Source organism: Enterobacter sp. CGMCC 5087, from assembly GCF_003144775.1.
Classification (GTDB): Bacteria; Pseudomonadota; Gammaproteobacteria; order Enterobacterales; family Enterobacteriaceae; genus Enterobacter; species Enterobacter cloacae_M.
The window spans coordinates 1-13755 of record NZ_QFXN01000020.1; the positions used below are offsets into that span (position 1 = coordinate 1).

General features: G+C 54.9%; 13 protein-coding genes and 1 pseudogene. 6 read left to right on the forward strand and 8 right to left on the reverse strand.

What is annotated here, in order from left to right; all coding sequences use genetic code 11:
• A pseudogene (locus DEO48_RS27060) lies at positions 1-145 on the forward strand (LysR family transcriptional regulator); the annotation flags it as partial.
• Here the strand turns inward: DEO48_RS27060 and DEO48_RS01245 are convergent.
• The 3 genes from DEO48_RS01245 to yddG all read right to left on the reverse strand — a co-directional run bounded on the left by DEO48_RS01245 (position 135) and on the right by yddG (position 3234).
• Complete coding sequence (locus DEO48_RS01245; protein WP_023311941.1) at positions 135-575, reverse strand: GFA family protein; 441 nt, start codon at positions 573-575, stop codon at positions 135-137. The pseudogene DEO48_RS27060 and the gene DEO48_RS01245 overlap by 11 nt on opposite strands.
• A 77-nt stretch (positions 576-652) precedes the next feature.
• Positions 653-1735 carry a porin OmpC gene (ompC, locus tag DEO48_RS01250; protein ID WP_023311940.1) on the reverse strand — a complete coding sequence of 361 codons (1083 nt, stop codon included), beginning with the start codon at positions 1733-1735 and terminating at the stop codon, positions 653-655.
• A gap of 620 nt (positions 1736-2355) precedes the next feature.
• Positions 2356-3234, reverse strand: coding sequence for an aromatic amino acid DMT transporter YddG (yddG, locus tag DEO48_RS01255; protein WP_023311939.1), 879 nt, complete (start codon positions 3232-3234; stop codon positions 2356-2358).
• A 221-nt stretch (positions 3235-3455) separates the two neighbouring features.
• Here yddG and fdnG point away from each other — a divergent pair, with 221 nt between their 5' ends.
• The 3 genes from fdnG to fdnI are packed head-to-tail and all read left to right on the forward strand — an operon-like array spanning position 3456 to position 8048.
• Positions 3456-6503, forward strand: a complete 3048-nt coding sequence (gene fdnG, locus DEO48_RS01265) for a formate dehydrogenase-N subunit alpha (protein WP_146198227.1) — start codon at positions 3456-3458, stop codon at positions 6501-6503.
• 11 nt (positions 6504-6514) lie between these two features.
• Entirely contained in the window at positions 6515-7399 is an 885-nt protein-coding gene (gene fdxH, locus DEO48_RS01270) for a formate dehydrogenase subunit beta (RefSeq protein WP_023311937.1), read from the forward strand.
• Positions 7392-8048 (forward strand): formate dehydrogenase-N subunit gamma, encoded by a 657-nt coding sequence (fdnI, locus tag DEO48_RS01275; RefSeq protein ID WP_032640727.1) that lies wholly within the window; start codon positions 7392-7394, stop codon positions 8046-8048. The genes fdxH and fdnI overlap by 8 nt, the downstream gene beginning before the upstream one ends.
• Positions 8049-8099: 51 nt before the next feature.
• On the opposite strand, the gene DEO48_RS01280 is transcribed toward fdnI, so the two are convergent.
• From DEO48_RS01280 to ppk2, 3 genes are all read right to left on the reverse strand, one after another.
• Positions 8100-8423: a CcdB family protein gene (locus tag DEO48_RS01280; RefSeq protein WP_045619889.1), complete on the reverse strand. Its 324-nt coding sequence runs from the start codon at positions 8421-8423 to the stop codon at positions 8100-8102.
• Entirely contained in the window at positions 8423-8611 is a 189-nt protein-coding gene (locus DEO48_RS01285; protein WP_045354074.1) for a type II toxin-antitoxin system CcdA family antitoxin, read from the reverse strand. Before DEO48_RS01285 ends, DEO48_RS01280 begins: the two co-directional genes overlap by 1 nt.
• A 102-nt stretch (positions 8612-8713) precedes the next feature.
• On the reverse strand, positions 8714-9556 hold the full coding sequence (gene ppk2, locus DEO48_RS01290) for a polyphosphate kinase 2 (RefSeq protein ID WP_258306050.1): 843 nt from the start codon (positions 9554-9556) through the stop codon (positions 8714-8716).
• Between the two features lie 179 nt (positions 9557-9735).
• On the opposite strand from ppk2, the gene DEO48_RS01295 reads away from it, so the two are divergent.
• Both DEO48_RS01295 and araJ read left to right on the forward strand, forming a co-directional pair.
• On the forward strand, positions 9736-10380 hold the full coding sequence (locus DEO48_RS01295) for a QnrE family quinolone resistance pentapeptide repeat protein (RefSeq protein ID WP_109844103.1): 645 nt from the start codon (positions 9736-9738) through the stop codon (positions 10378-10380).
• A gap of 120 nt (positions 10381-10500) precedes the next feature.
• Complete coding sequence (gene araJ, locus DEO48_RS01300; protein WP_023311931.1) at positions 10501-11676, forward strand: MFS transporter AraJ; 1176 nt, start codon at positions 10501-10503, stop codon at positions 11674-11676.
• A gap of 6 nt (positions 11677-11682) precedes the next feature.
• On the opposite strand, the gene DEO48_RS01305 is transcribed toward araJ, so the two are convergent.
• The gene (locus DEO48_RS01305) at positions 11683-12774 is read right to left on the reverse strand and encodes an alkylhydroperoxidase domain protein (RefSeq protein ID WP_109844100.1); all 1092 of its coding nucleotides are present in this window, start codon (positions 12772-12774) and stop codon (positions 11683-11685) included.
• 10 nt (positions 12775-12784) lie between these two features.
• The coding region (locus DEO48_RS01310) for a putative FMN-dependent luciferase-like monooxygenase (RefSeq protein WP_109844101.1) at positions 12785-13755 on the reverse strand (971 nt) is incomplete at its 5' end.

Consider the following 13755-nt stretch of genomic DNA (forward strand, 5'->3'; position numbering starts at 1 on the left):
GCTGGTTAAGATATTTGACTTACCCATTGACGACGGGCGCGACTATTATCTCTGCACGCGTGCCGATTCAGAGATGACCGAGGACGGTAAGCTGCTGCAAAACTGGCTTCGTCGGGCTGCAGGCGTCGAACCGCTTACGGCGTAAGCAGGCACTGCTTATCAAGCGCTTCAATTTCCGAACCGCTGTAGCGTGCGTATTGCCCGGTCAGGCCAAAAAAAGCGGGCTGGGTTTCGGTGTAGATTTCCGCGGCGAGCACCAGCCGGCGTCGCTCATCTTCGCCCATCTCAAGCAGCGTCCAGGGAATGAAATAGCGCGACGTGGAGGTCAGTTTGAACCACAGCGGGCAGCCGCAGCCGGGACAGAACCAGCGTTCACCGCGCGCCGATGACGCGAAATGAGAAGGGGCGATAGAGTCTTGCTCAAGAAGCGGTTCGCCCTGCGGCTCAAGATACATGGCAATGCCGCCCGACCACTTCTGGCATTGGGTGCAGTGACATGCGTATACGTCAAAATTATTGAGGCTCACGCTGAACTGACTCATTCCGCACAAGCAGCGTCCTTTGAATATGTGCATGGCGTACTCCTTGTTGACGCCAGAAATCCGTATAAAAAAAGCCAGCCGCATGGGCTGGCCTTTTATCGTGACAAATCTTAGAACTGGTAGGTCAGGCCTACAGCTACGATGTTGTCGGTAGCAACGCCAGTTGCTTTGGTGAAGCTGTTGTCGTCAACCAGGTTGATTTTGTAATCAACATAGGTAGACATGTTTTTGTTGAAGTAGTAGCTCGCGCCAACGTCAACGTATTCAACCAGATCCTGGTCGCCGTATGAACCCAGGTCTTTACCTTTGGATTTCAGGTAAGCGATGGATGGACGCAGGCCGAAGTCGAACTGGTACTGAGCAACAACTTCGAAGTTCTGTGCTTTGTTCGCGATATAACCGTCACCGAAGTTGGTCATGTTGCGGGTTTCAGAGTAGGTGGTTGCCAGATAGATGTTGTTCGCATCGTATTTCAGGCCAGCAGCCCATACTTCTGCGTTCTCACCGCCAGCGTTAACGGTGTTAGCGACGCGACCTGCAGCAACCTGACGGTCAGTACGGTCAGATTTCGCGTAGGTTGCACCGACACCGAAGCCGTCCATTTCATAGGTAGAAGACAGACCCCAGCCGTCACCGTTCGCTTCGGTGATGTCGTTACGGTCGTTTTTACCCTGGTACTGAGCGGCAACGTTCAGACCGTCAACCAGACCGAAGAAGTCGGTGTTACGGTAGGTTGCAACGCCAGTCGTACGACCAGTCATAAAGCCATCGGTCTGAGTCCAGGTATCGCCACCGAACTCTGGCAGAACGTCAGTCCACGCGCCGATGTCGTAAGCAACACCGTAGTTACGACCGTAGTCGAATGAACCGAATTCGTTGAATTTCAGACCCGCGAAGGCCAGACGGGTTTTGTTGCCGTCAGAGCCCTGTGATTCAGAACGGTTGCCTTTGAACTCATATTCCCACTGGCCGTAACCGGAAAGCTGATCGTTGATCTGAGTTTCGCCTTTGAAGCCCAGACGAACGTAAGTTTTGTCGCCGTCGTTATCAGTATCATCAGAGAAATAGTGCAGACCTGTTACTTTACCGTACAGATCCAGCTTGTTACCGTCTTTGTTATAAATTTCAGCCGCGTTTACAACGCCTGCTGCCAACATGGAAGTCACTGCCACTGCAACTAATTTAAGTTTCATCTTAAATGTTCCTTATAATTTTCTTTGGTATTTCCTGAGCCACTTTGAACGATTTTTAAACGAGGCCGATCGTCAATGGCATGCTATTTTTAAAAATCTTGTAGTCCTATTTCAATAATAAGTTTCAAATTATTAGCAATAATTTCATTTAGTGTGATCGAGATCGGGTAAATGACGATGAAATAGCGTTAAATGATTAGCATTTAATCAATTAATTGCCGGGTTGATTGCTGTGGATATAGTTTCTTGATGGTTTTATAAAAAGTGGTAATTATCGGTATTTCCGTTCATTTTTGAGGGTAGGATGGTCGTTATAGCCGTAATGCCTTGTTTTATACCCTTAATGCACGGAATTTCCGTTCTGAAGGCTGAAATAAACAGAAACATACTATTGCACTTTGTGCTATTAATCTTGTGAGTATTTGGAGCTTATTAATCACATGTCGGTGTCAATTTATGTCAATGCGGGAGGGCCGGAATTTACGAAAGGGGGTGGAATATAAACAGAATCTAAACACGTGCTCTACTGTTCAGATGAATATTTTGGCGTGCGCTCACATATTAAATTTATGTTAATTATTTGCTGTCGGGATAAATATTTCTCGACAGCAAAACCGACATTATTGTCTTGTTGCGTACCAGCAGAGCAACGACCCGGCGCAGACCATCAGCGCGCCCTGCCAGAACGAGAATGAGAGGGGCGAACTCAGCACTGCGGCGGCAAGCGCGGCGGAGAGGACAGGGGTAAAATAGGATACGGCGGCAAGTACCGTGACGTTACCGTGAAGGATGCCAATATTCCATGCGGCGTAACCAAACCCAAGCGCAATACCGCACATGACGAGTTTCACTATCACCGGAAGCGTAAACACCATCTCAGGCTGATCGCTCAGGAAATATTTCACCCACAGGCTCAGCGCGGTCAGCAAAACAAACAGCGTGATGCCGTTTTGTCCTTTCGCAAATTTGCTGGTGACCGTGCAGTAGGCGGCCCAGATAAATGCCCCGGCAAACGCCAGCGCGTAGCTCAGCGGGCTGGAAACGATATTGCGGGTTATTTCATCAAGATGTAAACCCTGTTCACCGCCCAATACCCAGCAGACACCCAGCAATGAGACGGCTAAGCCGGGGATCACCCACAGGGTCGATTTCTGCCCGTTGAACAAGATGGCAAAAACAATGGTCAGGCTTGGCCAAAGGTAATTGACCATGCCCACTTCAATCGCCTGCGATCGCGTTGCGGCATAGCCCAGCGACAGCGCCAGGCATATTTCGTAGCTGACAAATAAAACGCTGCCGGCAATAAGATAGCGGGGTGAAAACCGCCTGATATCAGGAAATCCTACCGTCACCAGACACAGTAATCCGCTGAGGGTGTAAATCATCGCCGCACCGCCTACCGGGCCCAGTCCCTCACTCACGCTGCGAATAAGGCCGACCATGGTGCTCCATAACAGTATTGCCGCCAGCCCAATAAGCGTTGCTCTTTTTCTGTCCATTACTTCGCCATTGTAATAACAATCAAAGGAAAAATGTATCGCATTCATCCTGACGCTGTCGCCAATTATTCTCTTAAACCGTTAATCAAAAAGGAGTATTTAAAGGTTCCGGGGGTGACTATTAAGGGGGGGAAGGCAGATGACCTTGATTTGACGCAAAAAAATTAGGGGCTTTGCTGTTAGTTTGCGGCGCGAAGTCTTTTCAGATAACGAGGACAACAATGGACGTCAGCCGCAGACAATTTTTCAAAATCTGCGCGGGCGGTATGGCCGGAACAACGGCAGCCATGCTGGGATTTGCTCCCAAAATGGCGCTGGCTCAGGCACGCAACTATAAGCTGCTGCGCGCAAAAGAGATCCGTAACACCTGCACATACTGCTCCGTAGGTTGTGGGCTTTTAATGTATAGCCTGGGCGATGGCGCGAAGAACGCCAGAGAAGCGATTTACCATATTGAAGGGGATCCGGATCATCCGGTGAGCCGCGGCGCACTTTGCCCGAAAGGGGCGGGGCTGCTGGACTACGTTCACAGCGAAAACCGCCTGCGCTACCCGGAATACCGCGCGCCGGGTTCTGATAAATGGCAGCGTATCTCCTGGGATGAGGCCTTCTCCCGTATTGCCAAATTAATGAAAGCCGACCGCGACGCTAACTTTATTGAAAAGAACGCCCAGGGCGTAACGGTTAACCGCTGGTTATCCACCGGCATGTTATGCGCCTCGGCGGCGAGTAATGAAACCGGCATGCTGACGCAAAAATTTGTGCGCTCTCTCGGCATGCTGGCGGTAGATAACCAGGCGCGCGTCTGACACGGACCAACGGTAGCAAGTCTTGCTCCAACATTTGGTCGCGGTGCGATGACCAACCACTGGGTTGATATCAAAAACGCTAACGTCGTGGTGGTGATGGGCGGAAACGCCGCGGAAGCCCATCCGGTGGGGTTCCGCTGGGCGATGGAGGCGAAAAACAACAACGATGCGACGCTTATCGTCGTCGATCCGCGCTTTACGCGCACGGCATCGGTGGCCGATATCTATGCGCCAATCCGTTCCGGTACGGACATTACGTTCCTGTCCGGCGTGCTGCTGTACCTGATCGAAAACAACAAAATCAACGCGGAATACGTTAAGCACTACACCAACGCGAACCTGCTGGTGCGGGATGATTTTGCCTTTGATGACGGGCTGTTTAGCGGCTATGACGCCGAAAAACGCCAGTACGATAAAACGTCCTGGAACTATCAGTTCGATGAAAACGGCTACGCGCTGCGTGATGAAACCCTGACGCACCCGCGCTGCGTATGGAACCTGCTGAAGCAGCACGTTTCCCGCTATACGCCGGACGTGGTGGAAAACATCTGCGGCACGCCGAAAGCGGACTTCCTGAAGGTGTGTGAAGTGCTGGCCTCCACCAGCGCCGCCGACAGAACCACAACATTCCTCTACGCGCTGGGCTGGACGCAGCACACCGTGGGTGCGCAGAACATCCGCACCATGGCGATGATCCAGCTGCTGCTCGGCAACATGGGGATGGCGGGAGGCGGCGTGAACGCGCTGCGCGGTCACTCAAATATTCAGGGGCTCACCGACCTTGGCCTGCTCTCGACCAGCCTGCCGGGCTACCTGACGCTGCCGTCTGAAAAGCAGACGGATCTGCAAACGTATCTTGAGGCCAATACGCCAAAAGCGACGCTGCCGGACCAGGTGAACTACTGGAGCAACTATCCGAAGTTCTACGTCAGCCTGATGAAATCCTTCTACGGCGACGCGGCGCAGAAAGAGAACGACTGGGGCTTTGAGTGGCTGCCGAAGTGGGATCAGGCTTATGACGTCATCAAGTACTTCAACATGATGGATAAGGGCGACGTCACGGGGTATATCTGCCAGGGCTTTAACCCGGTGGCCTCCTTCCCGGACAAAAACAAAGTCGTTCGCAGCCTGAGCAAGCTGAAGTACATGGTGGTTATCGATCCGCTGGTGACCGAAACGTCCACCTTCTGGCAGAACCACGGGGAATCGAACGATGTCGACCCGGCGTCGATTCAGACCGAAGTGTTCCGCCTGCCGTCCACCTGCTTTGCGGAAGAGGACGGTTCCATCGCAAACTCCGGCCGCTGGCTGCAGTGGCACTGGAAAGGTCAGGATGCGCCGGGCGAAGCGCGTAATGACGGTGAGATCCTCGCCGGGATTTACCACCGCCTGCGCGAGATGTACCGCACCGAAGGCGGCAAAGGCGCTGAGCCGCTGCTCAAAATGGGCTGGCACTACAAGCAGCCGGATCGTCCTGAGTCAGAGGAAGTCGCGAAGGAGAACAACGGCGTGGCGCTAGCGGATCTCTATGACGCCAGCGGCAACCTGGTGGCGAAGAAAGGCCAGCTGCTGAACAGCTTCGCGCTGCTGCGCGACGACGGCACGACGGCGTCGTCCTGCTGGATCTACACCGGCAGCTGGACGGAGCAGGGCAACCAGATGGCCAACCGCGACAACGCCGATCCGTCCGGGCTGGGCAATACGCTGGGCTGGGCATGGGCGTGGCCGCTGAACCGTCGCGTGCTGTACAACCGCGCGTCTGCAGACGTAAACGGCAAGCCGTGGGATCCGAAACGCATGCTGATCCAGTGGAACGGGGCGAAGTGGACGGGGAACGATATCCCGGACTACAACACAGCCCAGCCGGGCAGCAACACCGGGCCGTTCATCATGCAGCCGGAAGGGCTGGGACGCCTGTTTGCCCTCAACAAGCTGGCGGAAGGGCCGTTCCCGGAACACTACGAGCCGATGGAAACGCCGCTCGGCACCAACCCGCTGCATCCAAACGTCATCTCCAGCCCGGTGGTGCGCATCTACGAAGACGACGCGCTGCGTCTGGGCAAAAAGGACAAATTCCCGTACGTGGGGACGACCTATCGCCTGACCGAGCATTTCCACACCTGGACCAAGCACGCGCGGCTGAACGCCATCGCGCAGCCGGAACAGTTTGTGGAGATCAGCGAGACGCTGGCGAAGGCGAAAGGCATTGCCAACGGCGACCGCGTGGAGGTGAGCAGCAAGCGCGGCTTTATTCGCGCGGTGGCGGTGGTGACGCGTCGTCTCCAAAGCCTGAACGTGCACGGACAGCAGGTGGAAACCGTCGGGATCCCGCTGCACTGGGGCTTTGAGGGCGTGGCGCAGAAAGGCTACATCGCCAACACCCTGACGCCAAACGTCGGCGATTCCAACTCGCAAACGCCGGAGTACAAGGCGTTTCTGGTCAACATCGAGAAAGCGTAAGGAGCGATTAAATGGCGATGGAAACACAAGACGTTATCAAACGCTCCGCGACCAACCCGATTACCCCCGCGCCCCGCGCGCGGGACTACAAGGCAGAGGTCGCTAAGCTTATCGACGTCTCCTCCTGCGTGGGCTGCAAGGCCTGCCAGGTGGCCTGCTCGGAGTGGAACGATATCCGCGACGAGGTGGGGCACTGCGTGGGGGTCTACGACAATCCGGCGGATCTGAGCGCCAAATCCTGGACGGTAATGCGCTTTAGCGAAACCGAGCAGAACGGCAGGCTGGAGTGGCTGATTCGCAAAGATGGCTGCATGCACTGTGAAGATCCGGGCTGCCTGAAGGCGTGCCCGTCTGCCGGCGCGATTATTCAGTACGCCAACGGGATCGTTGACTTCCAGCAGGACAACTGCATCGGCTGCGGGTACTGCATCGCGGGCTGTCCGTTTAATATCCCGCGCCTCAATAAAGAGGATAATCGGGTATATAAATGCACCCTGTGCGTGGACCGCGTCAGCGTCGGGCAGGAGCCTGCCTGTGTGAAAACCTGTCCGACCGGGGCTATCCACTTCGGCACCAAAAAAGAGATGCTTGACGTGGCGCAGGCGCGCGTGGACAAGCTGAAAGCGCGCGGCTACGAGAATGCGGGCATTTATAACCCGCAGGGCGTGGGCGGTACGCACGTGATGTATGTGCTGCACCATAACGACCAGCCGGAGCTGTACCACAACCTGCCGAAGGATCCGGCGATCGATACCTCCATCAACCTCTGGAAAGGTGCGCTTAAGCCGCTTTCGGCGGCGGGCTTTATCGCCACCTTTGCCGGGCTGATTTATCACTACATCGGTATCGGGCCAAACAAAGAGGTGGATGACGACGAGGAGGATCATCATGAGTAAATCGAAAATGATAGTGCGCACGAAGTTTGTCGACCGCGCCTGTCACTGGACGGTGGTGATCTGCTTCTTCCTGGTGGCGGTGTCGGGGATATCGTTCTTCTTCCCGACGCTGCAGTGGCTGACCGAAACCTTCGGCACGCCGCAGATGGGCCGCATTCTACATCCGTTCTTCGGCGTGCTGATTTTCGTGGTGCTGATGTTTATGTTCGTGCGCTTTGTTCATCACAACATCCCGGACAAGCAGGATATCCCGTGGGTGAAAGGGATCGTCGAAGTCCTGAAGGGCAACGAGCATAAGGTCGCGAAGGTGGGGAAATACAACGCCGGACAGAAGATGATGTTCTGGACCATCATGAGCATGATTTTTGTGCTGCTGGTGACCGGCGTGATTATCTGGCGTCCGTATTTTGCGCACTATTTCCCGATTCAGGTGATTCGCTACGCGCTGCTGATCCACGCCACGTCGGCCATCATTCTTATCCACGCCATCCTGATCCATATGTATATGGCGTTCTGGGTAAAAGGATCCATTAAAGGGATGATTGAAGGGAAGGTGAGCCGCCGCTGGGCGCAGAAACACCACCCGCGCTGGTATCGCGATGTGGAACGGCTGGAAGCGAAACAGGAAAGTACGGAAGGAATGAAGTAAGACCTGCGCCGTCGGCTTTGCCCGGCGGCGCTGCGCTTGCGCGGGCCTACGTTATGTATTGGTCACTAACGCATCTATCGCCGCGATAACAGTACTTCTCGCGCTGCGAAGATTACATACATAATCTTTATTATTTAGTTTCTGTTTCTCCACGTGTGTTATGCCAGCGGTGTTAAGGAAATATCGCTCGAAATCAATATTCACTAAAGGCATCGCGGCATTGATATGTCCACGTAGATAGCTATGGTAGCTTAATGGAATAATCAGTCTTGTTGATAAATCATCATAATAGTCATGTTGAATTATCATAAAATAAGGCTGGTAGTCCCGTGTTCTTTCTGAAGGGTTACGGTAAACGTCAAACTGAAAGCACATTAAATCCCTCCAAAGAAAGGATCGTCTGATAATAATCCCGCTTTAGCCGTAAATTCATTCATGGCTTTTATGAATTCTTTATCTTGCTGATGCTCTCGTCTTCGCGCCTCTGGTGTACGGGCCTCGCGGGAGACTCCACTCGCCATGCTCTCCCTTTTGCCATAGTCTTTGTTACGGTTTGGCTTCATTTTCAGCTCCTTTGTTGGTGCGGTCATTATCAACCGCAGCCAACAAAAAACAATACCGTATCCCCTGGTAATCTACATTCTGCGAGGCGTATTCCAGTAATTTCAGAACCGCTCCTCCACATACCGGAACGGATATTTTGTGGGTTTGACTTTACCAATTTTACGTTTCGGTAAATCAACCTTTTCGACGTGTATTTCTTTATAGGGGATCTGTGAAAGCAGGTGCGAAATAATATTCAGGCGCACGCGTTTTTTATCTTCTGAACGTGCCACAAACCACGGCGCCCAGGCGGTATCTGTCGCTTCAAACATGGCGTCGCGCGCGAGGGTATACTCGTCCCACAGGTTAAAGGACTTAATATCCATCGGCGATAGCTTCCAGATTTTACGACCATCGTTAATACGGTCGCGCAGGCGACGCTCCTGCTCTTTAGGCGTGACCTCCAGCCAGTACTTCAGCAGGATAATCCCGGCGTCCACCATCGCTTTTTCCATCACCGGCGCACCATCTAGAAACTTCTCAACCTGCTCGGGGGTGCAGAATCCCATTACCCGCTCGACGCCCGCGCGGTTGTACCAGCTGCGGTCGAAAATGACGATCTCCCCGGCGGCAGGCAGATGGGGAACATAACGTTGAAAATAGAGCTGGGTTTTCTCTTTCTCGGTGGGGGCAGGGAGGGCAACAACGCGAAACACGCGAGGGCTGACGCGCTCGGTTATCGCTTTAATGGTGCCGCCTTTACCGGCACCGTCGCGTCCTTCAAAAACAATACACACTTTTAGCCCTTTTGCGACGACCCACTGCTGGAGCTTAACCAGTTCAACGTGGAGGCGACGTAGCTCTTTTTCATACTCTTTGGTCTTCAGCACGGGTTTAACCAGGCTATCTACGCTCGCTTTGGTCACGGTCGCTGCTTTGGTTTTATTCTGCTTTGCGTTTCCCATGATAATTCTCATCTCCGGATCGGGTGATGTGCTTAGAAGGAACTAACACTTTGAAGTGTAATGCTGGCCTGCAACCTTCGCGGGAATTTTTGACATGTGTGTCAGATAAGCGTGTTTCTCTTCTGCAGGTAACGGGTTAGAATGGTGACAGATACTGTATGAATAAACAGGTTGGTGTGATGGCATTGATTTTTGAGGGCGAAAAAATCGATCGTACTCGTTTTACCGGCGAGAAAATAGAGAATGCAATCTTTCGTAACTGCGACTTTTCCGGCACGGATTTAACCAGCACGGAGTTTATTGGCTGTCAGTTCTATGACCGGGAAAGCCAGCAGGGCGGTAAGTTTACTCGGGCGCAGCTTAAAGATGCTATTTTCAAAAGCTGCGATTTATCGATGGCGGATTTCAGGCATTCGAATGCATTAGGCATCGAAATTCGTGAATGCAGGGCGCAAGGGGCTGATTTTCGCGGGACCAGTTTTATGAACATGATCACTACGCGTACCTGGTTTTGCAGTGCTTACATAACAAAAAGCAACCTGAGCTATGCCAATTTTTCGAAGGTGGTTCTGGAAAAATGCGAGTTGTGGGAAAACCGCTGGAACGGTGCGCAAATACTCGGTGCCACCTTCAGCGGCTCGGATCTGTCGGGGGGCGAGTTCTCCTCTTTTGACTGGCGGGCGGCCAATTTTACCCACTGCGATCTGACCAACTCAGAACTGGGTGAACTGGACGTGCGCGGTATTGATTTGCAGGGTGTCAAACTGGACAGCTATCAGATTGCCCAGCTGATGGAGCGGCTTGGCATCGTGGTTTTGGGCTAGCGGTATTCACAACCTTACCTGAATTAATGGATTAACCTGCCAGCCAATGGATTTGAACTGGCTCACCATACAAGATTATTCAATAATGTCCGTCGCGTGTGATTAACCCGTGGTTGAAGTATGAAAAAAACAATTTTTTCGTTGGCGCTTGGCACATTTGGCCTGGGAATGGCCGAATTTGGCATTATGGGCGTGTTAACCGAGCTGGCACATGACACCGGTATTTCGATTCCCTCCGCCGGGAATATGATCTCGTTTTATGCGTTCGGCGTGGTTATTGGCGCCCCGATTGTGGCGCTGTTCTCAGGCAAGTTTTCGTTAAAGACCACGCTGCTGTTTCTGGTGGCGATGTCCGCTGTCGGCAATGCCCTGTTCACGTTTTCCACGTCCTATTTCTGGCTGGCGGTGGGGCGGCTGATTTCCGGCTTTCCGCACGGGGCTATTTTTGGCGTCGGGGCGATTATCCTGTCTAAAATTGCGCCACCGGGCAGGGTGACGGTCGCGGTGGCAGGGATGATCGCCGGTATGACCGTGGCCAACCTGATGGGCGTTCCGCTGGGGACCTGGCTCGGACATCAGTTCAGCTGGCGTTATACCTTTTTTCTGATTGCCGTGTTCGATGCGCTGGTGATCCTCTCGGTTCTGCTCTGGGTGCCGGACATCCGCGACACTTCAGAAATCAAATTGACCGAGCAGTTCCATTTTCTGAAAAAACCAGAACCCTGGCTGATTTTTGCCGCCACCATGTTTGGCAACGCCGGGGTGTTCGCATGGTTCAGCTTCGTTAAGCCGTTTATGGTCAACGTCTCCGGTTATTCAGAAGGGATGATGACGGCCATCATGATGCTGATGGGCCTTGGCATGGTGTTGGGCAATCTGCTGAGCGGTAAGCTCTCGGGACGCTTTAGCCCGCTGCGCATTGCGGCCACCACCGACATGGTGATTGTCGCCTCGCTGCTGCTGCTTTTCGCCTTTGGTGAACTGAAAACGGCCTCGCTGGTCATGGGCTTTATCTGCTGCGCCGGGCTGTTTGCGCTCTCTGCGCCGCTACAAATTCTGCTTCTGCAAAATGCGAAGGGCGGTGAGATGCTGGGGGCGGCAGGGGGACAGATGGCGTTTAATCTCGGCAGTGCGATTGGCGCGTACTTTGGCGGGATGATGATTGTCCTCGGCTTTAGCTGGCGTTACGTCACGCTGCCGGCGGCAATACTCTCTTTCTCGGCCATGAGCGCACTGCTGATCTACGGTCACCTGCGGGCGAGGCGGGCTCAGGCTAACGCTCGCGCGCTAGCCTGACAGATTTCAGGCAAACCAGGGCTCGCCCAGGGTCAGCATCAGGCGGTTGGCCCAGGCGAAGAACGCGGCGGACTGCACCAGATCAAGCTGCGCTAAGGTATCCAGCCCCTCTTTTTCCAGCGCGGCAAGGTGCAGCGGCGTGGCGGCAGGCGGCGTGACCGACAGCGCCGCCGCAAAATCGATTTCCGCCTGCCAGCGTGCGGATTGCCCCTCGCTCAGGGACCGCCCCGGCCTCACGGCCAGCAGGGCCTCTACCGCCGCGTCATCCTTTGACAGCTGGCTGGCTTTACGCGCATGGACAGATGCGCAGTAAATGCAGCCGTTGATTTTACTGGCGACCGTTGCGGCCAGCTCGCGCTCGGCGCGCGGCAATCCCCCCGATGTATAAAAAATTCCTTTATCCGTTAGCGTGCGCTGTTCAAGCACCGGCAGGTTGCGCCCCAGCAGGCGGAAATAGTCGGAATCGGTGTGGCCAAACTTCGCCAGTATAGCAACCTCGTCATCACGAAAATCCGCCAGCGGTTTGGCGGCGATCCACGGCTCCCAGCCCAGTTCCTGCTGGGTGAAGGCGACGGGAGCCGCCTTTCCGGTGGCCGTGGTGGCGGTCGTGTGCCAGACGCCTGCCGCCACCGGCGCATCGCTTTTGGCGACGGCTTTGTCGTTCAGCAGCCGCAGCCCGGTGATGAGTCGGCTCTGGAAGCTGACAAACGCGATAAGCTGCGCCAGGGTCACGATGCCTTCCTTGCTCCATCCCGCCTGGGTCAGCGCCCTTAACGCTGCGGGCGTCGCTTCGACGGGGGAGAACGTCAGCAGGCGCGCGAAGTTCAGCGCCGGGGTCAGACGGTCTGAGGTCGGGTCTGCCAGGCCAAACCCCGCATAGTGCGCGGCCAGCGCCTCCGCGTTATGCCACCTCGCAACTTTTGCCGCGACGGCGAAGCGCTCGTCCAGCGCAAAATCGCTATCCTGCTGAGTGAATAAGATTTCGTAGCTGCCCTGCGCGTGGCGCGTGGCGGCATCACGCGTGGCGCGCGCCTCTGCCAGAGGGGAACCGGGTTTAATTTCCGCCAGCTCGGCGAGAATGTCGTGACTTAATGACATAGGTATCTCCTCAATGGATATGGGGGGCAATATGTTCGGCGATCAGTTCGATGGAGCGCAGCGTGTCGCGATGGGTGGGCTCGACCGAATGGACCTGGAATGAGATATCCGTGGCGCGCCTGAGAATAGAGTCAGCATTCAGGGAATGCAGCACCGTATCGGGCGAACCAATATGCGCGTCAAACTGACGGCGATAATCGGTGACGTTGTCACCTTTAACCGCGTGCCCGGCAGCGCGATGCTGCCGGGCCTGTTTCGTGAGGCCCGGCGTCGCGACCCTGAGCGCATAGTCGTCGCTGTCGGCGACGAACGCCGTACGGGAGGCCAGAATGCGCGGTGCGATGCCCTCAGGCAGCGCATCGAGGTAGGCATCCACAATCGGGTTCTGGATCTCGTCGAGCGTTAAATCCAGCCGATCTGCCGGGCGCGGCTGCGTGCGGGAGAGCATTAAACCGTGTCCGGCCCGGGCGGCGCGAACGGCACCGTCAACAGAGAAGGTGGCAATCCAGATACGGTCGGCAAGCTGTGGCGCAGGCGGGTAAAGGTGGTTATCCGGATGGGTCAGCGAATCCCCGCGCCAGGCGCTTTGGATCACATGCAAATGGTCAGCAAACGCCGCGCCGCGCTCCTCAAACGTCAGGCCGAACGGCAGAAATGAGGTCGGTGTGCCGCCCGAACCAAAACCGACCTCAAGACGGCCATTGGCGAGTAAATCGAGCACGGCGGCATCTTCCGCGACGCGCAGCGGGTTTTCCATCGGTAGGGTAATGATGGCCGTGCCCAGGCGGATGGTTTCGGTATGCGCGGCTACGTGCGCCAGAAACAGCAGCGGTGACGGCAGGCCGCCTTCACTTTCGTGGAAGTGGTGCTGGGCAATCCAGGCGCTGTCAAAACCGTGGCGTTCGGCGTGGCGGATCTGTTCTGTTGCCAGACGATAGCGCTCCTTCGGCGCAGCGTCGTCAAGCAGGCGGGGGAAAAAAC